Genomic DNA, 22,840 nt, shown 5'->3' with positions numbered 1-22,840 from the left:
GTCGTCTCCGTTGAGGTCATGTCCCGAAGCTACGACCCCATTAGGTCAGATCGTGTCCTAGTCGTACGGCATTCTCGTACTCATGACGACGGACACCCCGGCCCGGCTCCTGACGCTCCTCTCCCTCCTCCAGACGCCCCGCGAATGGCCCGGCGGCGAGCTCGCCGACCGGCTCGGCGTCTCCCGCCGCACCGTCCGCCGGGACATCGACCGGCTGCGCGAGCTCGGCTACCCGGTGCAGGCCACCAAGGGCGCCGACGGCGGCTACCGGCTGGTCGCGGGCAAGGCGATGCCGCCGCTCGTCCTCGACGACGAGGAGGCGGTGGCGATCGCGGTGGGCCTGCGCGCGGGCGCCGGGCACGCGCTCGAAGGCGTGGACGAGGCGTCCGTACGCGCCCTGGCCAAGCTGGAGCAGGTGCTGCCCTCCCGGCTGCGCCACCGCGTCTCCACGCTCCAGGCCGCCACCACCCCGCTGACCAGCGGCGACGGCGCGAGCATCGCGCCCGAGACGCTGACCGTCATGGCCTCCACGGTCGCCGGGCACGAGCGGCTGCGGTTCGCCTACCGCGCCGCGGACGGCACCGCGTCGCGACGCGTGACGGAGCCGTACCGGCTGGTCTCGACCGGGCGCCGCTGGTACCTCGTCGCCTACGACCTCGACCGCGCCGACTGGCGCACCTTCCGCGTCGACCGCGTCAGCGAACCCTTCGCCACCGGCGCCCGTTTCACGCCGCGCGAGCTGCCGACGGGCGACGCGGCGGAGTACCTGCGGCGCTCGATGCAGCGGCACCAGGAGTCGTACGACATCGAGGTCGCGTTCGCCGCGCCCGCCGAGGCCGTCGCGGCGCGGGTTCCGGCGTGGCTGGGGACGCCGGAGCCGGAGGGGGAGGGCGGCTGTGTGCTGAAGGCCACGACCGCGGACCACGTGGAGTGGCTGGCGGTGCGGCTCGCCCTGCTGGGGTTCGAGTTCACTGTCCGCCGACCGGAGGAACTCGTGGTGTGTGTACGGGAGTTGGGGGGCCGGCTGAGCCGGGCGGGCGGACCGTCGTGACCCGCGGGGGTACCTCCCGGTCCGCTCGCTAGGCGGCTCCGGCCTCCGTCCACGGAAAGTCCCGTAGCGCCGAGAGGTTGCGCAGCGCCAGGGTCGCCGGGCCCCGCGGTCCGGTGGCCGGCGCGGTGCCGGCCGCCCAGCTCTCGACGGCGACGCGTACGGCGGCTGCGGCGACGGCGGCGGCGAAGCGCAGCCCGAGCGACGGCACCGCGCCAACGTTGTCACCCCCCTCGGCGACCTCACCCCGCACCGTCACCGCACCCTCGGCACCCCCACCCCGCTTCACCGCTGCGCCCTGTGCGACCTCACCCCGCACCACCTCAGCCCCCTCGGACCGCGAGCCCGCAGCCCCCGCATCCCCAGAAACCGCACCCCCCGATGCTTCCGCACCCCCCGAAGCTTCCGCACCCCCCGAAGCTTCCGCACCCCCAGGCCCACCCCCGGCGCCCCTCCCCCGCAACACCTCCGCCAGTTCCTCCTCCGCCTCCTGGCAGACCTCCGCCCACACCTTGCCCAGCGCCGGGCTGGAGTCGGTCAGGCGGATGAGGGTGCGGACCAGTTCCCAGGAGGCCGCGGAGACGCCGGCGCCCGGCGTGAAGGTGTGGCGGACGGCGTGTTCCAGGGCCTCGGGGACGGAGAGGTGCGCGGGGGCGTCGCGGACCGCCTCCGCCCAGCGGTGGGCGCCGGCCGCGTAGAGGGGGGCGACGGCCTCCTCCTTGGTCGCGAAGTACCGGTAGAACGTGCGCGGGGCGATGCCGGCGGCCTGGGCGATGTCCTCGGCGCGGGTGGCCCGCAGCCCCTGCCTCACGAAGAGGCCGGCCGCCGCGCGGGCGATCTCCATTCGGGTCTCGGCCTTGCGCCGCTCGGTCAGGGAAGAGGGGCGGGGGGTGGAACTGCTCACACCGGCAGGCTATGCCCATGTGGCAGAATCTGCCATTCGGCGGGCCACTCCGGGGTTCAGGTCCGGAGTGCCCCGCCCTCCAAGCACGACGGCGCCCCCAGCCCAGGCAACCCGAGCCGAACGGCGACCGCAGCCGAACGGCGACCGCCGGCCGCCCGCGCAAAAGGAGCCGGGCTCCGGCACCCGGGGGGAAGGGCGCCGAAGCCCGGCTCGTGGAAAGTCCCGGCGCCGGGGGGGGGATTGCGTCGGGACGTGGTCTACGGGGTTCGACGTGGTCTACGGGGTTCGACGTGGGCTACGGGGTTCAGGGCCCGAACTCCTGTGCCCTGAAGTCTTGTTCCCACGGCTCTGGCTGTTGAAGCGGCGTTACACCGCCATGTTTGCGCGGTCTTCCGCCACCTGGCGTACGCGGTCGGCGACCGTCGTACGCCATCGGGCGGTGGCCGAGCCGCGCGCGCCCCCGCCCCCGCGCCCGGCGGATGTCAGGCCGCGGCCTCGAAGCCGGTGTCGCGGGCCAGCTTCTTCAGCTCCAGCAGCGCGTGCTTCTCGATCTGGCGGATGCGCTCGCGGGTCAGGCCGTGCTCCTTGCCGACCTCGGTCAGCGTGCGCTCGCGGCCGTCCTCGATGCCGTAGCGCATCTTGATGATGGAGGCCGTGCGCGGGTCGAGGCGGCCGATCAGGTGGTCCAGCTCCTCGCTGCGCAGCAGGGTCAGGACCGACTGCTCCGGGGAGACCGCCGAGGTGTCCTCCAGCAGGTCGCCGAACTGGGTCTCGCCCTCGTCGTCCACCGACATGTTCAGCGAGACCGGGTCGCGGGCCCAGTCCAGGACGTCCGTGACGCGCTCGGCGTTCGAACCGAGCTCGGCGGCGATCTCCGCGGGCTCCGGGTCGCGGCCGTGCTCGCGGTTGAACTCGCGCTGCACGCGCCGGATGCGGCCCAGCTCCTCCACGAGGTGGACGGGCAGGCGGATCGTGCGGGACTGGTCGGCTATCGAACGGGTGATGGCCTGACGGATCCACCAGGTCGCGTACGTCGAGAACTTGAAGCCCTTGCGGTAGTCGAACTTCTCGACCGCGCGCACCAGGCCGGCGTTGCCCTCCTGGATCAGGTCCAGCAGGGGCAGGCCGCTGCGCGGGTAGCGACGGGCCACGGCCACGACCAGGCGGAGGTTGGAGCGGATGAAGATGTCCTTGGCCCGCTCCCCCTCGGCGACCAGGGCTTCCAGCTCCTCGCGGGTGGCGTCCGCCCTGGACTCCTCGTACCCGTCGAGAACCTGTCGCGCGAACACACCCGCCTCGATGATCTGGGACAGCTCGACCTCCTTGGCGGCGTCGAGCAGCGGTGTGCGCGCTATCTCGTCGAGGTACATGCCGACCAGGTCGCGGTCTGCGATCTCGCCGCCATGTGCGCGAACACTGCTTGCCGTGTCGACGGTCTCGCCGGTGGCGGACTGACGACGGGCGACGGCACGGGTTGCCATGCGTGCTCCCTTGCGATGGTGGGCTGGCGGGTGGTCCTTCAGACGCCGGGCACTCGCTGCCGGGTACCTCTCGGCACTCGCCGTCGAGCACCGCTCAGCACCCTTGTCGGGTGCCCTGCATCCGATGGAAACAACGACTGGAATCCGGACAGAATTCCCAACCCGACCCCCCAATTTTCTGATCATGCAGTACCCTGTGCGGCCACACGAGGAGGACCGATGCCGTCGGAACGCACAGAGGTGCAGGTCAGGCCGGGAGTCGAGGCGGACCTCGAAGCCCTCACCGACCTCTACAACCACTACGTACGTGAGACGCCCATCACATTCGACACCGCGGTCTTCACTCCCGAGGAGCGCCGCCCCTGGCTGCTCTCCCACCCTGAAGACGGCCCGTACCGCCTCATGGTTGCCACAGACACGGACACACAGGAGATTCTGGGCTACGCCACATCCAGCCCTTATCGCGCCAAGCCCGCGTACCAGACCTCGGTGGAGGTGACCGTCTACGTCGCCCCGCACGCCGGCCGCCGCGGTGTCGGCACCCTCCTCTACAAGGCCCTGTTCGAGGCCCTGGCCGACGAGGACCTGCACCGCGCCTACGCGGGCATCGCGCAGCCCAACGAAGCGTCCACGCGGCTGCACGAACGCTTCGGGTTCCGGTACCTCGGCACGTACCGGGAGGTGGGCCGGAAGTTCGGAAGGTACTGGGACGTGGCCTGGTACGAGAAGGAGCTGTAAGCCGGGGGCGCGGCCTCAGCCGAACTGCACCGACCGCTTCGCCATCCCCATCCAGAAGCCGTCGATCACCGACTTCTGCGCGTCCAGCTCGCCCCCGGCCTCCGCCGCGCCCATCGTGACGAACAGCGGGGCGAAGTGCTCGGTGCGCGGGTGGGCGTACCGCCCGGCCGGCGCCTTGTCGAGGAAGTCCAGCAGGCTGTCCCAGTCGCGTGCCTCCAGCGCCCGGCGGCCCCAGTCGTCGAACTCCGACGACCAGCTCGGCACGCCGTCGCCCGTGTACCGCAGCGCGGCCAGGTTGTGGGTGAAGAAGCCGGAGCCGACGATCAGCACGCCCTCGTCGCGCAGCGGCGCCAGCTTGCGGCCGATGTCCATGAGCCGGACCGGGTCGAGGGTCGGCATGGAGATCTGCAGGACCGGGATGTCGGCGGCCGGGAACATCTCGACGAGCGGCACGTACGCGCCGTGGTCGAGGCCGCGGTCCGGGATGTCCTGCACGGGGGTGCCCGGGGCGCGCAGCAACTTGCGCACGGACTCGGCGAGTTCGGGGGCGCCGGGGGCCTCGTACGTCACCCGGTAGTAGTGCTCGGGGAAGCCCCAGAAGTCGTAGACGAGCGGGACCGTCCGCACCGCGCCCAGCGCGAGCGGGGCTTCCTCCCAGTGGGCGGAGACCATGAGGATCGCCTTGGGGCGGGGCAGGGCGGCGGACCAGGCGGCGAGTTCGCCGGGCCAGACGGGGTCGTCCGCGAGCGGCGGGGCGCCGTGACTGAGGTAGAGGGCGGGCATGCGCTCCGGGACGGCGGCGGACATGACGGCGGCTCCCTCACAGTGACGTACGAACTTACTTTAACTCTCAATGTCCACGGCGACTGTACGCCCCAATTATTTAAACTTCAAGGAGAGCTCTCGTAGAGTGGAGGCATGAACGCACCCGCATCCGAAGAGCCGCACTGGCTCACCGACGAGGAGCAGCGCATCTGGCGCTCCTACCTGCACGCCAGCACCCTTCTCGAGGACCACCTCGACCGCCAGCTGCAGCGGGACGCGGGCATGCCGCACATCTACTACGGCCTCCTGGTCGGCCTCGGCGAGTCCCCGGACCGCCGGCTGCGGATGACCGAACTGGCCATGAAGGCGAAGATCACCCGCTCGCGCCTGTCGCACGCGATCGCCCGGCTGGAGAAGAACGGCTGGGTCCGCCGCGAGGACTGCCCCTCCGACAAGCGGGGCCAGTTCGCCGTGCTGACCGACGCCGGGTACGACGTGCTGCGGCGCACCGCGCCGGGCCATGTGAGCGCCGTACGGCAGGCGGTGTTCGACCGGCTGACCCCGGAACAGCAGAAGTCCCTCGGCGAGATCATGCAGATCGTCGCCGAGGGACTCCAGCCGAACGAAGCGGGTGCGGACCTGCCCTGGCTGCGCTAGAACTGCGCGGCGCCGCCGGGGAGTCCGTACGTACGAGGCGTCCCCTTCCTCGTACGTACGGCGAGGTCCGACGAGTTCCGAAGGGGTACCGTCAGTCCCTGCCCGCCGTCAGTGGGCGATCACCGGCACGGCCGCCTCGTCCGCGACGCCCTCCTCGGAACCGGTCACCGTGGTCGAGCCCGGGCGGCCGGCGTTGACGAGGGTCACGACGATCACCGCGGCCAGCACCAGCATGCCGACGGCGAACCAGATCGCGTTGGTGTAGCCGTGCACCGCGCCCTGCATCTGGACCAGCTGGGCCTGCGACTTGGAGGTCGCGGAGGCGATGTGGTCCTTGATGTACGACGTCGTCGCGGAGGCGGCGATGGTGTTCAGCAGGGCGGTGCCGATCGCGCCGCCCACCTGCTGCGAGGTGTTGACCATCGCGGAGGCGACACCGGCGTCCCGGGGCTCGACGCCCAGGGTGGCCAGGGACATGGCCGGCATGAACGCCGTACCCATGCCGAGACCGAGCAGGATCATCGACGGCAGCACGGTCGAGGCGTACGACGAACCGATGTCCATCCGCGTCAGCACGAACATGCCGGCCGCGGCGACCAGGAAGCCCGGGCCCATCAGCGCCCGCGCCGGGACGCGGGTCATCAGCCGGGTGCCGATCTGGGTGGAGCCGGTCATCATGCCCGCGATCATCGGCAGGAAGGCGAAGCCGGTCTTGATCGGCGAGTAGCCCTTGATGACCTGCAGGTAGTAGGTCAGGAAGAGGAACGTGCCGAACATCGCGATGATCGCGATGCCGAGCGAGAGGTAGATGCCGCCGCGGTTGCGGTCGGTGACCACGCGCAGGGGCAGCAGCGGGGCCTTGACCCGGGCCTCGGTGACGACGAAGGCCAGCAGGAACACGGCCGACGCGACGAACAGGGAGACGGTCATGGTGTCGCCCCAGCCGTCGGACTCGGCGCGGGTGAAGCCGTAGACCAGCGAGACCAGGCCGAGGGTGGACAGCAGCACGCCCGGGATGTCGAGCGGGTTGCGGTTGCGGCCGCCCTCCGGCTCGCGGATGACGAAGTACGCGCCGAGCGCGGCGATCACGGCGAACGGGATGTTGACGAAGAACGTCCAGCGCCAGTCCAGGTACTCGGTCAGCACACCGCCGAGGATGAAGCCGACGGCGCCGCCGCCACCGGCGATCGCGCCGTAGATGCCGAACGCCTTGGCGCGCTCCTTGGCGTCCGTGAACATCACGGCGAGCAGGGAGAGCGCGGCGGGCGCGAGCATGGCGCCGAAGACGCCCTGCAGGGCACGGGCGCCGAACATCATGGCGCCGGAGGTGGCCGCTCCGCCGAGCGCGGAGGCGGCGGCGAAGCCGGTGAGGCCGATGACGAAGGCGCGCTTGCGGCCCCACAGGTCGGCTATGCGGCCGCCGAAGAGCAGCAGACCGCCGAAGGCGAGGGCGTAGGCCGTGACGACCCACTGCCGGTTGCCGTCGGAGATGCCCAGGTCCTGCTGGGCGGACGGAAGGGCGATGTTCACGATGGTGGCGTCGAGGACGACCATCAGCTGGGCGAGCGCGATGAAGACGAGCGCCTTCCAGCGGTTGGCGTGAGCGCTGGTATCGCCGACGCCGGGAGCCTTTGCGGCTGTTTCAGACATGGGGGTACCCACTTCGGGACTTCGTGACGGAAAAAGGGTGTCGTAAGGAGCGGGCCGTCTCGGGCTTCCCCGACCGAGACGACCGTTCGGGACGGTGGTGTGGTGTTTCGGGCCTGCCGTCTGTTCAGACGGTCTGGTGAGGCGGAACTAATCGGTCAGGGCCGGCGCAGATCCTCCATGGTGGCCGCCGTGCCCGGCAGGAGGGAGCGGGCCGGGGCCCGCAGTCCGTCCAGGAACAGCTGGAGATGACGGTGGAGGAAGCGGTCGTTGATCTGGCAGCCGGTGCCGGCCGGGGGCCGGCTGAGCTGGGCGACCGCGACCATCAGGTCGCCGACGCCGACGTCCGTGCGGAGCTGGCCGGCCCGCCGGGCGCGGTCCATGAGCTCCTCCACGGTCTGCTCGCACCGCTCGCGAGCCGCTTCCAGGTCGGGGTGGTTCTGGTCGAAGGTGCTGGAGACCATCGGGCACAGGGCGCTGATCCGCTGGTCGGCGGCCGCGTGCACGAAGCGCTCCAGCGCCTCGAAGGCGTCCCCGCTCTGCGTGAGCGCCCGGTCGGCCGCCTCGATCGTCCGGTCCATGACGGAGCAGACGACCTCGCGGACCAGCGCGTCGCGGTCAGGGAAGTTGCGGTACACCGTGGCGTTGCCGACGCCGGCCCGGCGGGCGATGTCGTCCAGCGGCACGTCCGGGCCGTGCTCGGTGAACATCTCGCGGGCGGCGGTGACGATGCGCTCCCGGTTGCGCAGGGCGTCGGCGCGGGGCCGGGGCGCCTTGCGCTGAACGACGGTCGCGGTGGTCACGGCGTACTCCGGTAGTCGACGGTGAGGCGATCCGGGGACGTGGTCCCCGTTTCACTCGGACACCTAGCTAAACGGGGAGACGCTCCCCGCTTATTTCAGGTTGACCGACGAATATTCTGTGACCTGAGTCACATCCCCTCTCCACGGGAAACCCACGTTCGGACTCCTCCAGCGAGCGCCCCCGCACCGCCCGGCACAGGGTGATCGAAAGGGCGCAGCCGGTGACGGGCGGCTGCCGTGGACGAAGGGCCCGTGCATGCAGCACCAGCCGCTTGGCCGCCGGATACGCCCGCGCCGTGTGGCCGCCCTCGCGTCCGTGACCGCCCTGACCCTCGCGGTGAGCACCTCGGCCGGCACGGGACGTCTCACCTCCCCGTCCGCCGCGGGCCCCGCCGCCCTCGCCCGCGGTTCGGCGCTCGCCCCCTGCCTGATCAGCGGGGACCACACCGTCCAGATGTCCGAGGGCGTGCCGACCGCCGGCGGCTACTCCCGCTCCACCGGAACGGTGCGCGCACTGACCCTGATGGTCGACTTCCCCGACGCGCCCGGCCCCGGCAGCGCCATGGACCGCTTCCGGGAGTTCTTCCCGCAGACCCAGCGGTGGTTCCGCACCGCCTCCTACGGCCGCCTCGACTACCGTCCCGAGACCCCGGTCCGGCACTGGCTGCGCATGCCGAAGCCCTTCAGGTCGTACGGCATCGAGCGCGGCGCCCCCTTCGACCCCGGCTACCGCGACCTGGTCCAGGACATCGTGACCGCGGCCGACCCGCGGGTCGACTTCCGCTCCTACGACTTCCTGAACGTGCTGATCACCCCGAACGCGGGCCCGTCCGCCCTGGACACGGTGCTGTCGGTGACGTTCGCCGGCAACACGGACGCCCCGGTCGCCGACGGCGTGCCCGTGGCCAACGCCTCCTTCGTCTACTCACGCCAGGACGACGGCTCCGGCTCCTACGCGCAGACCGGCTACCGCGTGCTCCCGCACGAGAACGGCCACGTCTTCGGCCTGCCCGACCTCTACACCCAGGAGGGCGGGGGCGCGGTCGGCCACTGGGACATCATGAGCGAGGACTGGGGCGCCAACAACGACCTGCTGGGCTGGCACAAGTGGAAACTGGGCTGGCTCGACCCCTCCCAGATCGACTGCGCGGCGACCCCGGGCACCACGGAGTACACCCTGACGCCGCTGGCCCGGACCGGCGGCCCGAAGCTGGTCTTCGTCCCCCTCGACCGCCGTACCGGCTACGCCGTCGAACTGCGCACCCGCGAGGGCAACGACGAGAGCGTGTGCCGGCCGGGTGTGCTCGTCTACAAGGTCGACGCCGACGTCGACACCGGGATGGGCCCGGTGAAGGTCTACGACTCCCAACGCGACAGCGGCGGCTGCACCCGCAGCCCGAACGTCCACGCCGAACTCTCCGACGCCCCCTTCGAGCCCGGGGAGGAGTTCACGGACCCGGGCCGGGGGGTGCGGATCGCGGTGGCGGGGGTGGACGGGGAGGGGAATTACCGGGTGCGGGTCAGTCGGGGCTGAGGGGTGGGGGTGGGGTGGGGGGAAGGCGAGGGGGCTTGGGGCCGTCGGGGGATCGGAGGGGGACGCCCGTGAGGACGTCGGCGTGGACGCCGGCATCGGCGTGGACGCCGGCGTCGGCATTGGCTTGGACGTCGGCGGACTACCGTAGGGCTGCCGTGACCGTCGTACCGGAGAACCGATGCCCGTGATGGACGCGAAGGACGCGATGGACGCGATGGACGCGATGGACGCCCTTCAGGACGCCGGCGCCGGCACGGACGCCGACGCCTCCGCCTCCGCCTCCGCCGTGCCGGCCGAGGCCGTCGCGCCGCTGATCCGCGGGGTGACGGTGCTGCGGCGGCTGACGGAGGCGGGCGGCACGCTGAGCCTGAGCGCGCTGGAACGGGCGACGGGCCTGGCCCGCTCCACGGTCGACCGCGTCACCTCCACCCTCGCCCGCATGGGATACGTCCGCCTCGACGGCCGCGACGCGGTCCTCGCCCCCCGGCTGATGGAACTGGGCAACGCCTATCTGGCCGCCCTGCGCCTGCCCGCCCTGCTCGACGCGCACGCCGACGCGCTCGCCGACGAACTGGACGAGTCGGTCTCCCTCGCGGTGGCCGACCGCGACGGCATCCGCTTCATTCACCAGGCCACCCGCCGCCGCGCGATGTCCCTCAGCTTCCGCATCGGCGACCTGCTCCCGGCCGAACGCACCGCGCCGGGCCCGCTGTTCGCGACGGAGTGGACGCGCGAGGAGTGGCACACCTGGCGCAGACGCCGCACGACGGACCCGTACGACGAAGGCTTCCCGGCCCTCCCGCCCCGCGACCACCCGCTCCCGGACGCCGACTTCGAGTCCCGTACGACCCAAGCGGCGGCCTCCGGCTGGGCGTTGGACGACCAGCTCATCGAACCGGGCCTGGTGGCCGTGTCGGTACCGGTCCGCGACCCCGGCACGGGCCGGATCGCGTGCGTCGCGAACGTCGTCAGCCACACCAGCCGGCACAGCGCGGCGGACCTGCGCGACACCCTGCTGCCGAGGCTGCGCGCGGCGGTGGCGCGGATGGAGGAGGAGCTGCGGCACGCACCGCCGCCGGAGGCCGCGCCGGCCCCGTCCGGGCTGGCGACGTGGACGGGGGCGTCGAAGCAGGAACTGGGCCGGGAGTTCGTCGAGTCGCTGGCCCGCGGCCTGACGGTGCTGACGGCCTTCGGCGAGGGCAGGGCGGCGCTGACCCTGACGGACGTGGCGAAGGCGACGGGCCTGGCGCGGGCGACGGCACGCCGGGCGCTGATCACGTACGAGCACCTGGGTCTGGTGAGGCCGGGCGAAGACGCGCGGACGTTCACGCTCACGCCCCGTGTGCTGTCCCTGGGCTTCCCGCCCCTCTCCCGCACGACGCTGGCCGAGATCGCGACCCCGCACCTGGCCGACCTGTCAGCCCGGCTCCACGAGTCGACGTCCCTGGCCGTCCTGACGGACGCGGCGCAGACCCCGCAGATCCAGTACACGGCGAGGGTGGCGACAAGCCGGGTGATGAGCGTGAACATCACGGTGGGCACGCGCCTGCCGGCCTACGCCACCTCGCTGGGCCGCGTCCTCCTGGCGAACGCCCCCGCGCCGGCCACGTCCCTCGGCTCCCTCGCCCCGCTGACTCCGCACACGATCACGGACCCGGCCGCCTTCACCGCCACCCTGAACAGAATCCGCGCCCAGGGCTACGCCTTGGTCGACGAGGAACTGGAAGAGGGCCTGCGCTCCATCGCCGTCCCCCTCCGCGACCGCACGGGCCGCACGGTCGCCGCGGTGAACGTCGCCACGCACGCGTCCCGCCGCACGGCCGACCAGTGCGTCCACGACGTCCTCCCCGAACTCCACACGACGGCCACCCGCATCGAGGCGGACCTGTCGGTGGCGGGCCGCTTCACCCGGGTCCCCCTGACCTGACCCCCGCCCCTGCGCTCCCCCTCGCCGGACGTCCACCCGCTACACTGACGCAGTCGGCAGCCACGGCAGCCGTCCGCTCCGCCTTCGTAGCTCAGGGGATAGAGCACCGCTCTCCTAAAGCGGGTGTCGCAGGTTCGAATCCTGCCGGGGGCACCAGCGCAAAGGCCCCGGGCCGATCATGGTCCGGGGCCTTTGCGCGTCTTCTTCTGGCATCAGCGAGGTCGGTCGCCGAAGCATCCGGCATGCTCTGTTCATGCTGATTGCGATCGACAGTCGGGGCCGTGTGCTGGAGCGCCCCTCGGAGCCGGTGATAGGTGCCATGCTCGCCGACCTGAACAGCGGCGAGCACATGATCCTTGAGCGGCAGGGCGAGAGCCGTGAGGGTGACTGGTACATGCAGGTCTGGTTCCGTGACGACGACACGTATCAGTTGGAGTACCGCGACGGCGTTCCCGCGGAGCACTACCAGACGCGGACGGTGTCGCAGGAGAAGGTCCTGGACGCACTCCTGTGCTGGGTGGCCGGCGAGCGCGACTGGCGGGAGGGGTTCACGTGGGACAACATCGGCCACTGGTTCACGCCGGGCCCCGAAGGTGAGGACGGTCCGACCGCCGGCTGAGGGACTCAGTTCGGCCTGTCGGGGCAGTGCTCGGCGGCCTCCTCGGCGAAGGCGCAGAGCTTGCCGATGAAGGCTCGGCGGTTGGCAGGGGCCTCGCGGTCCTTGCCGGGCGGTCCGTCGGTCCACTGTTGCCAGAGGCCGTCGGGTGCGAGGAACCGGGACGTGTGGTCGGCACCCAGCTTGGCGTCGAGCAGCAAGAGTGCGCCGAGGGCTGCCGTCTGGTCGTAGCAGAGGTCGGGGCGCCGCAGGTAGTGGTCGAGGTAGGCGGCCAGGAGGTCGGCGTCCGCCCGGGTGCCGAAGCAGGCCAGGGCTGCGCAGTACGCCTGCCCCGCGTAGGGGCCCGCACTGGCGAGCAGGAGTTCTCCGAGACGGTCCCGGAACCCGGACCTGCCGGCCACGGCGGCGAGCCAGGCGGCCGTCTTGCGCTCGCGCCAGCCTCCGTCGAGCAGCGTGGCCAGTTCGCGAGGAGTGATCTCACCGGCAGCCTGGCCCAGCTTCCGGAGGAACTCGGTTCGGTCGCGTCCGCTCATGCCGAGCAGACTGCCGCCGAGTTTGAGGTACCGCCGGTCGGGCGTGACGTAGCGGCGGATCAACTCGCGGGGCTCTTCCTCTTCTTCGTCGTCTGCGCGGCGCACGGCGGCGTCCGGGTCGGCTTCGCTACGCGCGGCGGACAGTGACGCCGCCGAGCAGGCCCCAGGCGTCGATGCGGACCGTCGGGCCGCCCGGCTCGCTCGGGCCGTCGTCCTTCACTCCTCCCAGGCGCAGCCCGTGGACCTCCACCCGGACGTCGCGGCGGACCTTGAGGCTGACGCCGCCGATCAGGCTCAGCTTGGTGATGCGCAGTTCGGCGCCGTCCGGGATGTCGATGTCCGTCAGATCGACGTCCGCACCCCCGATGAGGGAAGCGGTCACGGTCCTCTCGTGGAGGGTGGTCCCCTGAAGTCGGTGACCGCCGATCAGGCTCACCTTGACGTCGGTCTTCTGCGGGGTCTCGCCGGTGTTCTTCGTCATGGGAAGTACCGTACGGACGTACGGAGCAGGGACCCCAGTGCCCTGCGTCCAGTGCTGCGCATGACAGATGTCATTCCTAAGCCGCGGCATCGGCATCGGCATCGGCCACGAGCGTGAAGTGGCGGGTCTGGCCCGGCGTTTCCAGTTCGTCCATCGCGGCGACCGCGAGGTCCTCGGCGCTGATCCAGGAGCGGCCGTCCGGGGCGGTGAGCAGTGTGTCGGTGCCGCGGCGGTAGTGGCCGGTGCGGGGGCCCGGTTCGAGGAGGGCCGGGGGGCTCAGGTAGACGTAGTCCGCTGTGGGGTGGGATTGGCAGGTTCGTAGTTGGGCTACTCCGGCGGCGGCCAGCGGCTTGATGTCGGGTGGTACGTACGTCTCGTTGTCGGCCACCAGCAGGGCGCTGTTGCCGGGGCTTCGCAACGCTCCCGCGCCGCCTATCACCAGGACGCGGATGCCGTGCCGTGCGGCGATGTCCAGCAGTGTGCGGGTGGTGTTCAGGAGAAACTCCTCGTCCAGCGGAAGGGTGCGCACCGTCAGGACTGCGGCGTCCACGGGGCCGTGGGGGGAGTCGGGTGCCAGGGCCTCGTGTAAGGCGTGTGGGTCCTTTGCGTCCAGTGCGAGGCGGGTTACGTTCGGGGGCGGCGGGGGCTCCGTCGCCGGCTTTCGGGACAGGGCCAGGACACGGTGGCCGCGGGTGCTCGCCTCGTCGACGATGCGGCTGCCGACCATTCCCGTGGCGCCCAGTACGGCGATGCTCATGCGCTTGCTCATCGGGGTTGCCCTTCGTGGAGGTGACGGCCGTCGCGGGTGGGGGCGGCGGGTGTTTGGCTGGTTCGTGGCCGGCGGACGCTTGCCTTGGGGCCCGGGAGTTGGGCCGCCAGCAGTGCCGCCAGGGCCAGGACGAAGCCGCATGTCTGCAACGGGCTCAGGGACTCGCCCAGTGCGGCGCCGATGACGGCCGCGACCAGGGGGGACAGCAGTACCAGCGGGGCGGACGCGCCCACCGGCAGTCTGCCGATGCCGCGGAACCACAGCGTGGACGCGATCAGGCCGCCCACGCTGCCGAGCCACAGGTAGCCGGCGGCCCCTTCGGCGTCGATGTGCGGGGGCGCTCCCTCGATCGCGAGGGTGAGGGGGAGCAACAGCACACCGCCCGCGGTCAGTTGCCAGCCGGTGAGGGTGAGGGGGCCGACGCCCGCAGGCAGGCCCCAGCGCTTGGTGAGGACGATCCCGGCGGCCATGGTCGCCGTGCCGCCGAGGCCGGCGAGGACGCCGACGGCGTCCAGGCGGGCCTGCGGTCCGAGTACGACGAGGCCGACGCCGAGCACGCCGAGGACGCCCCAGGTCAGTCGCCAGGCCGTCGGCCGGACGTGGAGCAGCGCCGTGGCCAGCGCGGCGACCATCAGCGGCTGGGTGGCGCTGAGGGTGGCGGCGACGCCGCCGGGGAGGCGTTCGGCCGCGACGAACAGGAGGGGGTACAGGGCGCCGATGTTGAGGGCGCCCAGGACAGTCGCCTTCCACCACCAGTGTCCGCGTGGCAGCACCCGGGTGATCGCCAGCGCCAGCAGCCCGCCGGGCAGGGCGCGCAGCATCCCGGCGAACAGCGGATGCCCGGGTGGCAGCAGCTCCGTGGTGACGATGTACGTGGTGCCCCACGACGCGGGTGCCAGGGCGGTCAGCGCGGCGGTGGTCCAGTGGCGCGCGTACGGGATGCCTGGCGGGCCAGGTGCCCGCTCGGTCGATGTGTGCATGTGAGAAGTCTCGGGACCCGGCTGTCATGCGTCCAACACATGCTTGCCATCGCACCTATGAATGGTGACGATGGATGGTGTGGATCTGCAGCAGATGCGCTACGTCGTCGCCGTCGCCGAAACCCGTAACTTCACGCGGGCCGCGGAGCGCTGCTTCGTGGTGCAGTCGTCGTTGAGCCATCGGATCGCCGGCCTGGAGCGGGAGCTCGGGGTCAGGCTCTTCGCCCGTTCCAGCCGGCGCGTCGAACTCACGCCCGCCGGCGTCGCGTTCGTCGCCGGTGCGCGCGAGTGCCTGGCCGCCGCCGACCGCGCCGCCGCCGACGCCGCCGCGGCGACCGGCGTCGTACGGGGCCGGCTCGCCGTGGGCGTGATCGTGACGACGGCCGCCGTCGACGTACCGGAGCTGTTGCAGCGCTATCGCGCCCGGCATCCGGACGTTCGCGTCGATCTCCGCTCCGGACGCAGCGACGAGCTGGCGGCGGCGGTTCGCGGGGGTGAGCTGGACATCGCCTTCCTCGGTGTGCCGGAGGGTGAGGCGCCGTCCGGCGTGGAGGCGGTGGTCCTCGCGCACGACGAGCATGTCCTGGTGGTGCCGGCCGGGCATCGGCTGGCGGGTGCCTCGCCGGACCGGGCTCCGGTCACCCTGGGGGAGATCGCCGACGAGACGTTCGTGGACTTCGTGAGCGGGACGCCCGCCCGGGCGCAGTCCGATCAGGCGTTCGCGGCGGCGGGGCTGGTGCGTGACGTCGCCTACGAGGCCGGTGTCGTGGAGCTGATGACCCGGCTGGTGGCGCGCGGGCTCGGCGTGGCGCTGCTGCCGTCGGCGTTCATCCGGCCGAGGGCTGCCGGTGATGCCGGGCTGGCGCTGGTCCCGGTCGTCGACGGGCCTCGGCGGACCGAATATCTGGTGTGGAACCGCTTCAACCCCAGCCCGGCCACGCGGGCCATGCTCGACGTCCTCGGCGTGGAGGGTCCTTCGAACGGCGCGCTGGGAGGGGCGGCGGACGGGTCGCTTGGAGGGGCGGCGGACGGGTCGCCGGGAGAGGCGGCGGACGGGTCGCCGGGAGAGGCGGCGGAGGGATCGCGGGGCGGGTCGCCGGGAGGGGCGGCGTCTGCGGCCGGGCGCGCGGGTGCGGAGCGCGACAGCGCCGGTGACCGGCGATAATCGGGGTATGTCTGTGCAGCCCTTTGCGGCGTCCGCCGGGGTGCGTCGTGCCGTGCTCGGGCGGCGTCTGGCCGTCGAGGCGGACGAGACGCGCCGGCGGCTGGTGGGTGACGTGCTGGACGTGGGACAGGTGTTTCCGCTCGTGCTCGCCGGTGACGACGCGGCGCGGGTGCACGGCCTCGTCGACGGGGCCGGCGGGGACGTGGAGGTGGTCACCGAGAGCGCGGTCGAGATGGCGGGCATCGCCGACGCGGTGCGGGCCGGGCTGGCGGGGCGTGGGTGGCTCGCCGAGGTGACGGGGGCGGACCCGCTGTCGGCTCGGCTGGTCGTGACGGACGCCGGGACCGGTGAGAAGGGCCGGGTCGGCGTGGCCAAGGAGGTGCTGTGGCATCCGCCGGTTCCTGCGGAGCCCGGGCTCGCCCTGTCCCTCGACGACGTCGTGGGGATCAAGGTCCGTGCCCTGGCCGACTACGGTCTCGCCCGCGACCTCGTCGACGTGCGGGCCGCCGCCGAGGGCCGGAGCCTCCTCGATCTGGAGGAGCTGGGGCGCCGCCACGCCCGTGACTCCTTCGACCTCGCCGATCTGCAGGCCCGTCTGGACGGCGTCGAGTGGGTCGACGACCGGGAGTTCACCGCCTGCGGCCTCGGCACGGACGCCGTCCCGGACCTGCGCCGCTGGGCCCAGCAGTGGTCCGACGACATCGCGGAACGCCTCCTGGAAGCGCAGGCTCCGGAGGAGGACTGAGGGGCTGGGGGCTGGGGGCTGGGGGCCAGAGGTCAGAGACCGGGGGCCGGACCGGGACCGCGGGCACGGAGACCGGGACCTGGGCCGAGAACCGGGGCCGCGGGCACAGAGACCGGGACCGCGGGCCGAAAGCCGGGGCCGTGGGCACGGAAACCGGGACCGTGGGCACGGAAACCGGGACCTGGGCCGAAAACCGGGACCGCGGGCCGAAAACCGGGACCGCGGGCACAGAGACCGGGACCGCGGGCCGAAAACCGGGACCGCGGGCACGGAAACCGGGACCTGGGCCGAAAACCGGGACCGCGCCCCGGAGGCCGTCAGGGCACGGTCGGCACGAAGCCGCCGCGGGCCGTGGGCGAGGTCAGGAGGGCCGGCCAGTCGAGGGACGAGGGCAACCGGTCCAGGGACACCACGACCGCTCCGCCGGCCTGCTCCGCATCGGCGCACCAGTCGGCCATGCCGTCCGGTGAGGCGTGGGCGTCCGGGTCGCCGAGCACCGGTGCGGCCAAGCTCGGGACGACCAGGCCGTGTTCGCCCGGGCCGTCGACGACGCAGAGGGTGAGCCGGGGCGCGATGCTCCACCCCTCGCACACGGGCACCGCCCCGCCAGACACCGCCCCCTCAGGCACCGCCCCGCCAGACACCGCCCCGCCAGACACCGCCCCGCCAGACACCGCCCCCTCAGGCACCGCCCCGCCAGACACCGCCCCCTCACGCACCGCCCCCTCACGCACCGCCCCGCCAGGCGCGGGCAGGGGCGGCAGGGCCTCGTGCACGGGGGCGCCGGCCAGCAGCAGGGCGGGCGGGGCGCCACGGACGAACAGGGTGTTCTCGGGATCCAGCAGCACGGGGTCATCCTGTCAGGTGGCGGCAGGGCGGCAGGGCGGCAGGGGCTCAGCCACCGGTGGGTGCGCGCGAGGAGCCGGCCATACGCCCCCCTGCTTCTACACGCGTCACGCAAACAGGCGCCGACAAACGGGTGCCAAAGACATCCCGCCTGCAAATGAAGCGAAACGCGCGGGAAACACCGTCGCCCGACCCTTCCCTGAAAACCGCCTCGGGGAAGTGAGAAGAGTCGTGACGGACACCGTCGACGAAGAAGCGCCGCCGGCAGCGGCGGCGAGCGGACGGACGTACAACAACTGGGCACGGAACGACACGTTGGAGGACTACTCGCTGCGCTACGCGCCGAAGTCCTTCCGGCGCTGGACCCCTTACGTGGTGGCCACCACCGCGCTGGGCGGCATCGCCTACCTCGCCGACTTCGCCATCGGCGGCTCGATCGCCGTCTCCCACGGCTTCTCCAGCGCCATGGTGGCGATCCTGGCGGCCGCGGTGGTCATCTTCCTGACCGGCATCCCGATCTCGTACTACTCGGCCAAGTACTCCATCGACATGGACCTGTTGACCCGCGGCGCGGGCTTCGGCTACCTCGGGTCCACGCTCACCTCGGTGATCTACGCCAGCTTCACCTTCATCTTCTTCGCCCTCGAAGGCTCGATCATGGCGCAGGCCCTGGAGCTGGGCCTGCACATCCCGCTCGCCGTCGGGTATCTGATCTGCTCCCTGATCATCCTGCCGCTGGTGATCTACGGCATGACGGCGCTGTCGAAGATGCAGGTGTGGACGCAGCCGGTGTGGCTGGTGCTGATGGTCGCGCCGTTCGTGTCCATCGCGATCCAGGAGCCGGACAGGTTCTCGCAGTTCACGCACTTCGCGGGTGACTCGCCGACAGGGTCGGGCATCAGCATGCTCGGGGTCGGCGCGGGCGCCGGTGTGGCGCTGTCGCTGATCGCGCAGATCGGTGAGCAGGTGGACTATCTGCGGTTCATGCCGGACAAGACCCCGGAGAACGGCCGCGCGTGGTGGACCGCCGTGCTCTCCGCCGGTCCGGGCTGGGTGGTGCTCGGCGCGGCCAAGCAGATCGGCGGTGCCTTCCTGGCCTTCTACATCGCCGGCAGCGTGGGGCTGTCCAAGGCCAACGAGCCCATCCAGCAGTACGTGCACGGGTTCAGGACCTTCGCCGCGCCGGTCGCGCTGGGGCTGGCCACGTTCTTCGTGATCCTGTCCCAGATAAAGATCAACTCGACGAACGCGTACTCGGGTTCACTGTCCTGGTCGAACTTCTTCTCCCGGCTGACGCACCGTCACCCGGGCCGGGTCGTCTACATCTTCCTCAACGTCGGGATCGCCCTCGCCCTGATGGAGGGCGGTGTCTTCGGCTTCCTCAACACCGTCCTCGGCTTCTACTCCAACGTGGCCATCGCCTGGATCGGCGCGGTCGTCGCCGACCTGGTCATCAACAAACCGCTGAGGCTGAGCCCGTCGTACATCGAGTTCAAGCGCGCCCACCTGCACCACTTCAACCCCGTCGGCTTCGGCTCGATGCTGATCGCGTCGGCGGTGTCCATCGCCGCGTACTTCGAGGCGTTCGGGGCCTACGGCAAGGCGTACTCGCCGTTCATCGCGCTGTTCCTGGCGATGGTGCTCTCGCCGCTGTTCGCAGTGGTGACGAAGGGCCGGTACTACATCGCCCGGGCCGACGCGTTGGAGGAGCCGCTGCTGGGCGCCGACGGGCTGCCGTCCGCGGCGACCCTGACCTGCACCGTGTGCGTGACCGACTTCGAGCGGCCGGACGTGGCGCACTGCACCTTCCACTCGGGGGCGGTGTGTTCGCTGTGCTGCAGCCTGGAGAAGGACTGCCACGACTCGTGCAAGGGCGGGTCGGTGGTGCTGGGTATGCCCGTGGTGCGCTCCGGGGAGTGACGGGCGCGGCCGGGGGCGGTCAGCCGTGCAGGGCGCGGTACGCCGTGACCGCCCCCGGGTGCAGGGGGATGCCGCCGGTGCCGATGAGGCTGCGGACGTCGAGGAACTGGGCGCCGACGGCGTTCTCGGGGACGAGGGCGCCGGCGCGCAGGACGAGCAGGCGGGTGAGGTCTTCGGCCACGTCGGTGGGCAGGTCGGGGCGGCACACCAGCAGGTTGGACACGCCGATGGTGGCGACGCCGGCCGCCGACCGGTAGGCGCCCTGCGGGAACGGCACCTCCTCCAGGCCGGCGGCGGCCCGTTCCGCGTCGCCGCCGAGCCGGGGCAGCAGGCCGGCCAGGGGCAGGAAGCGCAGGCCGGGGTTCTCGTCCAGGTCGGTGAGGGCGGGCAGCGGCACGCCGCCGGCCACGAGCAGGCCCTCCACGGTCCCGTCCCGCAGGGCGTCCACGGCGGTGGCCAGCCGCAGATGCCGTACGGGCACGTCGACGGCCGCGGCCCGCAGGAGCCGTTCGCCGAGGACGGCCGCTCCCGATCCGGCGGCTCCCAGGGAGACGGTGTGGCCGGCCAGCCCGGCCACGGACCGCACGGGCGAGTCCGCGCGGACGGCGAACTGGAGGTAGGTCTCGTAGAGCCGGCCGATCGCGCGCAGCGGCACGGGGTGCGGGAGGAGACCGGTGCCCTGGGCGGCCCGGGCGGTGTCGGTGAGGACGAGGGCGAGGTCGGCGCGGCCGTCGCGCAGCAGCTCGATGTTGGTGACGCTGCCGGCGGTGGTGCGGATACGGCAGCTCAGCCGCGGGTACGCCGCCTCGATCCCGTCGGCCAGCAGCCGCCCGAAGGCCGCGTAGAACGCCGTCGGCTCCCCGGTCGCCAGCCGCAGCACCCCACTGGGCCCGGGCTTCTGCCGCGAGGCGTCGCCGGCCAGCACACCCCCGAGCCCCACGGCAGCCGCCGCCCCGACGGAGGCCCGCAGCAGGCCCCGACGCCCGACACCCCGACTCACCGCACACCCCCGCCCACAGCCGAGCGGCCTCCTCCGCGCACCCCGCAAGGCACGACCTCCACCGCACAACCCGCAGCCGCAGGCGCAGGGCAGGCATCCCCGCCGACCGGCACGGACCACGACAGCCAGCCGATGCGCACCCCGCCCACGCCCTCGGCGCCCGGCAACCCGGCCCTCACCCCCTTCACCGCCCACCCCCGCCCCACGGCACCACCGCCCGTGCCCGGAGCCCCCTCGGGTGGGCCGGGGTCAGGTTCAGGTGGCCGCCTCGGCCTGTCAGGAGTTGTTCCGCGATGGACAGGCCCAGGCCCGTGCCCGTCGTCGTGCCGCTTTGGCGGGTCGCTCGCCAGAAGCGGGTCGTGGCCTGGGAGAGCTCCTCCTTCGTCAGGCCCGGGCCGTCGTCCGTCACCGTGATCACGGCGAAGGGGCCCTCCCTGGTGCAGGAGAGGGTGATGGTGGCGCCCCGGCCGGCGTACTTGATGGCGTTGTCGAGGAGGATGTCCGTGACCTGGGCGAGCTCGCGGTCCGTGCAGGCGGCCTCGACGGGCGTGTCGGCCTCGGCGGTGAGGCGGGCGCCGGCCCGTTCGGCGACCGGCTGCCACAGCCGGAACTGGGTGAGGGCGACCTCGGCCGCGTCGCAGCGGGCGTCCGCGCCGTCGCCGGTCATGGTCAGCTCCCCGGCCCGGTGCTCGGCGGTGGCCAGGGCCAGCATGTCGTCCAGCAGGGTCTCCAGGCGGTCCAGCTCGGTGGTGACGCCGGTGTAGGTGCGGTCGGCGGAGGCCGGCAGGTGGGCGTGGAGGGCGTCCACGCGCAGCCGCAGCGCCGCCATGGGGTTGCGCATCTGGTGCGAGGTGTCGGCGACGAGCCGCCGCTGCTGCTCCAGGGCGGCCGTGACGGTACGCGCCATGCGGTTGAAGCCGATGGCCAGCTGGCGCAGCTCCGGCGGGCCCGAGGCGCGGGTCTGCTCGGGCGGCAGCCCGGCCGCGAGCCGGCCGACCGCGCGGTCCAGGCGGCGCAGCGGGCTGACCACCCAGCGGGTGGCGGCGCGGGCCAGCGCCGTGCAGGCGAGGGCGACCAGGGCGGTGCCGGCCAGCACGGTGGCCCAGCGCTTGGCGATGTCCGAGGCGGCGGTCGCCACCGAGGCCCGCAGGACGACGGCACCGGTGACGCGGGTGCCGGTGCCGGCGGGCTCGGCGAACATCCGGTACCCGTGCGACCAGGGCCGCAGCGCGGCCGCCGGGTGCGCGGTCTGGTTGCGCAGGGCCGCGTCGACGAGCCGGGCCACGGCCGGGTCGGCGGCGCGCATGCCGCCGGTCTGCACGACGGGCCGGCGGCGGATGTCGGTGACGACGAGGGGTTCGCCGTACAGCCGCGTGTAGCGCTCGGCCTCGGCGGCGAGGGAGGAGGTGTCGCCGGTGGCCGCGGCCTGGTCCATGAGGGAGGCGAAGCGGTCGAGGTCGGAGCTGCGGGCGAGGACGAGTTGCTGGGTGCGGTCGGAGGCGGTGAACAGCAGCAGCGGTACGGCGAAGGCGGCCGCGGCGAGGATGCCGAAGACCAGCAGCACGGCCTGGACGCGGGCGCGCACGGCTCAGTCCCCGAAGCGGTAGCCGAAGCCGCGGATCGTGGTCAGCACTTCGGGGCGGCGCAGCTTGGTGCGCAGCTGGGTGAGGTGGACGTCGAGGGAGCGCGAGGTGGTGTGCCGGGCGTCGCCCCACACCTCGTCCAGGACCTGCTCGCGGCTGACGGCCGTACCGGCCCGGCCGGCCAGCACGGCGAGGACGTCGAACTCCTTCGCGGTCAGCTCGACCTCCGCCCCGTCCACCCGGACCCGGCGCGCGTCCAGGTCGACCTCGACGTCGCCGGCGCGGACCGTGCGGGCCGCGGCGGGCGCGCCGCGGGCCGTGGCCCGGCGGGTGACGGCGTCGATCCGGGCCAGCAGCTCGGTCAGCCGGACGGGCTTGACGAGGTAGTCGTCGGCGCCGAGCCGCAGCCCGCGCACCACCGACCGCTCGTCGCCGCGCGCGGTGAGCACCAGCACCGGCAGGTCGCTGACGGCCCTGAGGCCGCGCAGCACCTCCAGGCCGTCGGTGTCGGGCAGGCCCAGGTCGAGCAGGAGCAGGTCGGCGCTGCGGTGGTAGGTCAGCACGTCACCGCCGTACCGGACCCGGCGCACGTCGTGGCCGTGGTCGTAGAGGACCTCCACGAGGGCGGCGGCCACGCCGTCGTCGTCCTCGGCCAGCAGGATCTGCATCCGCACCTCCCTTCGCCCGCCGTTCCGCTC

General features: G+C 72.5%; 21 protein-coding genes, 1 tRNA gene and 1 pseudogene. 10 read left to right on the top strand and 13 right to left on the bottom strand.

The annotated features are described in order from the left end of the window. Positions 1–82 precede the first annotated feature (82 nt). Positions 83–1,051 carry a helix-turn-helix transcriptional regulator gene (locus tag ACYF6T_RS37310; RefSeq protein WP_461702197.1) on the top strand — a complete coding sequence of 323 codons (969 nt, stop codon included), beginning with the start codon at positions 83–85 and terminating at the stop codon, positions 1,049–1,051. Between the two features lie 28 nt (positions 1,052–1,079). Here the strand turns inward: ACYF6T_RS37310 and ACYF6T_RS37305 are convergent, their stop codons facing one another. Both ACYF6T_RS37305 and ACYF6T_RS37300 read right to left on the bottom strand, forming a co-directional pair. Continuing rightward, positions 1,080–1,952 (bottom strand): TetR/AcrR family transcriptional regulator, encoded by an 873-nt coding sequence (locus tag ACYF6T_RS37305; protein ID WP_461702196.1) that lies wholly within the window; start codon positions 1,950–1,952, stop codon positions 1,080–1,082. 482 nt (positions 1,953–2,434) lie between these two features. Next, positions 2,435–3,433: a sigma-70 family RNA polymerase sigma factor gene (locus ACYF6T_RS37300; RefSeq protein WP_461702195.1), complete on the bottom strand. Its 999-nt coding sequence runs from the start codon at positions 3,431–3,433 to the stop codon at positions 2,435–2,437. A 219-nt stretch (positions 3,434–3,652) separates the two neighbouring features. On the opposite strand from ACYF6T_RS37300, the gene ACYF6T_RS37295 reads away from it, so the two are divergent. Next, complete coding sequence (locus ACYF6T_RS37295; RefSeq protein WP_461702194.1) at positions 3,653–4,171, top strand: GNAT family N-acetyltransferase; 519 nt, start codon at positions 3,653–3,655, stop codon at positions 4,169–4,171. 15 nt (positions 4,172–4,186) lie between these two features. Here ACYF6T_RS37295 and ACYF6T_RS37290 read toward each other — a convergent pair whose 3' ends face one another. After that, positions 4,187–4,978: a dioxygenase family protein gene (locus ACYF6T_RS37290; protein ID WP_461702192.1), complete on the bottom strand. Its 792-nt coding sequence runs from the start codon at positions 4,976–4,978 to the stop codon at positions 4,187–4,189. A 111-nt stretch (positions 4,979–5,089) separates the two neighbouring features. Between ACYF6T_RS37290 and ACYF6T_RS37285 the strand changes: the two genes are divergently transcribed. After that, positions 5,090–5,593, top strand: a complete 504-nt coding sequence (locus ACYF6T_RS37285) for a MarR family winged helix-turn-helix transcriptional regulator (protein ID WP_461702190.1) — start codon at positions 5,090–5,092, stop codon at positions 5,591–5,593. A gap of 108 nt (positions 5,594–5,701) precedes the next feature. Here the strand turns inward: ACYF6T_RS37285 and ACYF6T_RS37280 are convergent, their stop codons facing one another. Both ACYF6T_RS37280 and ACYF6T_RS37275 read right to left on the bottom strand, forming a co-directional pair. Then, complete coding sequence (locus ACYF6T_RS37280) at positions 5,702–7,243, bottom strand: MFS transporter (RefSeq protein WP_461702189.1); 1,542 nt, start codon at positions 7,241–7,243, stop codon at positions 5,702–5,704. 155 nt (positions 7,244–7,398) lie between these two features. Continuing rightward, positions 7,399–8,043 carry a TetR/AcrR family transcriptional regulator gene (locus ACYF6T_RS37275; RefSeq protein ID WP_461702188.1) on the bottom strand — a complete coding sequence of 215 codons (645 nt, stop codon included), beginning with the start codon at positions 8,041–8,043 and terminating at the stop codon, positions 7,399–7,401. A 256-nt stretch (positions 8,044–8,299) separates the two neighbouring features. Here ACYF6T_RS37275 and ACYF6T_RS37270 point away from each other — a divergent pair, with 256 nt between their 5' ends. The 4 genes from ACYF6T_RS37270 (at position 8,300) to ACYF6T_RS37255 (ending at position 12,123) form a co-directional block, all read left to right on the top strand. Then, on the top strand, positions 8,300–9,577 hold the full coding sequence (locus ACYF6T_RS37270) for a M6 family metalloprotease domain-containing protein (RefSeq protein ID WP_461702187.1): 1,278 nt from the start codon (positions 8,300–8,302) through the stop codon (positions 9,575–9,577). 223 nt (positions 9,578–9,800) lie between these two features. After that, on the top strand, positions 9,801–11,504 hold the full coding sequence (locus ACYF6T_RS37265) for an IclR family transcriptional regulator domain-containing protein (RefSeq protein WP_461702207.1): 1,704 nt from the start codon (positions 9,801–9,803) through the stop codon (positions 11,502–11,504). An 80-nt stretch (positions 11,505–11,584) separates the two neighbouring features. Next, a tRNA-Arg gene (locus ACYF6T_RS37260) sits at positions 11,585–11,660 on the top strand. A 97-nt stretch (positions 11,661–11,757) separates the two neighbouring features. Continuing rightward, positions 11,758–12,123, top strand: a complete 366-nt coding sequence (locus tag ACYF6T_RS37255; RefSeq protein ID WP_461702186.1) for a hypothetical protein — start codon at positions 11,758–11,760, stop codon at positions 12,121–12,123. 5 nt (positions 12,124–12,128) lie between these two features. Here the strand turns inward: ACYF6T_RS37255 and ACYF6T_RS37250 are convergent, their stop codons facing one another. The 4 genes from ACYF6T_RS37250 to ACYF6T_RS37235 all read right to left on the bottom strand — a co-directional run bounded on the left by ACYF6T_RS37250 (position 12,129) and on the right by ACYF6T_RS37235 (position 14,883). Beyond that, the gene (locus tag ACYF6T_RS37250; protein ID WP_461702184.1) at positions 12,129–12,758 is read right to left on the bottom strand and encodes a DUF6000 family protein; all 630 of its coding nucleotides are present in this window, start codon (positions 12,756–12,758) and stop codon (positions 12,129–12,131) included. A 22-nt stretch (positions 12,759–12,780) separates the two neighbouring features. After that, positions 12,781–13,134: a hypothetical protein gene (locus tag ACYF6T_RS37245; RefSeq protein ID WP_461702183.1), complete on the bottom strand. Its 354-nt coding sequence runs from the start codon at positions 13,132–13,134 to the stop codon at positions 12,781–12,783. Positions 13,135–13,210: 76 nt separating this feature from the next. Further along, entirely contained in the window at positions 13,211–13,903 is a 693-nt protein-coding gene (locus ACYF6T_RS37240) for an NAD(P)-dependent oxidoreductase (protein WP_461702182.1), read from the bottom strand. After that, entirely contained in the window at positions 13,900–14,883 is a 984-nt protein-coding gene (locus ACYF6T_RS37235) for an EamA family transporter (protein ID WP_461702181.1), read from the bottom strand. Before ACYF6T_RS37235 ends, ACYF6T_RS37240 begins: the two co-directional genes overlap by 4 nt. Positions 14,884–14,962: 79 nt before the next feature. Between ACYF6T_RS37235 and ACYF6T_RS37230 the strand changes: the two are divergent. Both ACYF6T_RS37230 and ACYF6T_RS37225 read left to right on the top strand, forming a co-directional pair. Then, positions 14,963–15,862 (top strand): annotated as a pseudogene (locus tag ACYF6T_RS37230) (LysR family transcriptional regulator); the annotation flags it as partial. Positions 15,863–16,055: 193 nt separating this feature from the next. Continuing rightward, positions 16,056–16,793 carry a hypothetical protein gene (locus ACYF6T_RS37225; RefSeq protein WP_461702180.1) on the top strand — a complete coding sequence of 246 codons (738 nt, stop codon included), beginning with the start codon at positions 16,056–16,058 and terminating at the stop codon, positions 16,791–16,793. A 317-nt stretch (positions 16,794–17,110) separates the two neighbouring features. Here ACYF6T_RS37225 and ACYF6T_RS37220 read toward each other — a convergent pair whose 3' ends face one another. Next, positions 17,111–17,407, bottom strand: coding sequence for a hypothetical protein (locus tag ACYF6T_RS37220; RefSeq protein WP_461702179.1), 297 nt, complete (start codon positions 17,405–17,407; stop codon positions 17,111–17,113). Between the two features lie 463 nt (positions 17,408–17,870). Between ACYF6T_RS37220 and ACYF6T_RS37215 the strand changes: the two genes are divergently transcribed. Continuing rightward, the gene (locus ACYF6T_RS37215; RefSeq protein WP_461702178.1) at positions 17,871–19,559 is read left to right on the top strand and encodes a purine-cytosine permease family protein; all 1,689 of its coding nucleotides are present in this window, start codon (positions 17,871–17,873) and stop codon (positions 19,557–19,559) included. Positions 19,560–19,578: 19 nt separating this feature from the next. On the opposite strand, the gene ACYF6T_RS37210 is transcribed toward ACYF6T_RS37215, so the two are convergent. The 3 genes from ACYF6T_RS37210 to ACYF6T_RS37200 all read right to left on the bottom strand — a co-directional run bounded on the left by ACYF6T_RS37210 (position 19,579) and on the right by ACYF6T_RS37200 (position 22,810). Continuing rightward, complete coding sequence (locus ACYF6T_RS37210) at positions 19,579–20,559, bottom strand: TAXI family TRAP transporter solute-binding subunit (RefSeq protein WP_461702177.1); 981 nt, start codon at positions 20,557–20,559, stop codon at positions 19,579–19,581. A gap of 184 nt (positions 20,560–20,743) precedes the next feature. Continuing rightward, the gene (locus tag ACYF6T_RS37205; RefSeq protein ID WP_461702176.1) at positions 20,744–22,144 is read right to left on the bottom strand and encodes a sensor histidine kinase; all 1,401 of its coding nucleotides are present in this window, start codon (positions 22,142–22,144) and stop codon (positions 20,744–20,746) included. 3 nt (positions 22,145–22,147) lie between these two features. Further along, positions 22,148–22,810: a response regulator transcription factor gene (locus tag ACYF6T_RS37200; protein ID WP_461702175.1), complete on the bottom strand. Its 663-nt coding sequence runs from the start codon at positions 22,808–22,810 to the stop codon at positions 22,148–22,150. Between the last annotated feature and the right edge of the window lie 30 nt (positions 22,811–22,840).

It is taken from the genome of Streptomyces sp. 7R007, assembly GCF_054850255.1.
Note: the sequence above shows the minus strand (reverse complement) of the source record. Positions and strands in the feature narration are given on the sequence as shown.

Coding starts and splice junctions, on each gene's coding strand:
- ACYF6T_RS37310 (WP_461702197.1), top strand. CDS start 83: ATGACGACGGACACCCCGGCCCGGCTCCTGACGCTCCTCTCCCTCCTC.
- ACYF6T_RS37300 (WP_461702195.1), bottom strand. CDS start 3,433: ATGGCAACCCGTGCCGTCGCCCGTCGTCAGTCCGCCACCGGCGAGACC.
- ACYF6T_RS37295 (WP_461702194.1), top strand. CDS start 3,653: ATGCCGTCGGAACGCACAGAGGTGCAGGTCAGGCCGGGAGTCGAGGCG.
- ACYF6T_RS37290 (WP_461702192.1), bottom strand. CDS start 4,978: ATGTCCGCCGCCGTCCCGGAGCGCATGCCCGCCCTCTACCTCAGTCAC.
- ACYF6T_RS37285 (WP_461702190.1), top strand. CDS start 5,090: ATGAACGCACCCGCATCCGAAGAGCCGCACTGGCTCACCGACGAGGAG.
- ACYF6T_RS37280 (WP_461702189.1), bottom strand. CDS start 7,243: ATGTCTGAAACAGCCGCAAAGGCTCCCGGCGTCGGCGATACCAGCGCT.
- ACYF6T_RS37270 (WP_461702187.1), top strand. CDS start 8,300: ATGCAGCACCAGCCGCTTGGCCGCCGGATACGCCCGCGCCGTGTGGCC.
- ACYF6T_RS37265 (WP_461702207.1), top strand. CDS start 9,801: ATGGACGCCCTTCAGGACGCCGGCGCCGGCACGGACGCCGACGCCTCC.
- ACYF6T_RS37255 (WP_461702186.1), top strand. CDS start 11,758: ATGCTGATTGCGATCGACAGTCGGGGCCGTGTGCTGGAGCGCCCCTCG.
- ACYF6T_RS37245 (WP_461702183.1), bottom strand. CDS start 13,134: ATGACGAAGAACACCGGCGAGACCCCGCAGAAGACCGACGTCAAGGTG.
- ACYF6T_RS37240 (WP_461702182.1), bottom strand. CDS start 13,903: ATGAGCAAGCGCATGAGCATCGCCGTACTGGGCGCCACGGGAATGGTC.
- ACYF6T_RS37235 (WP_461702181.1), bottom strand. CDS start 14,883: ATGCACACATCGACCGAGCGGGCACCTGGCCCGCCAGGCATCCCGTAC.
- ACYF6T_RS37225 (WP_461702180.1), top strand. CDS start 16,056: ATGTCTGTGCAGCCCTTTGCGGCGTCCGCCGGGGTGCGTCGTGCCGTG.
- ACYF6T_RS37200 (WP_461702175.1), bottom strand. CDS start 22,810: ATGCAGATCCTGCTGGCCGAGGACGACGACGGCGTGGCCGCCGCCCTC.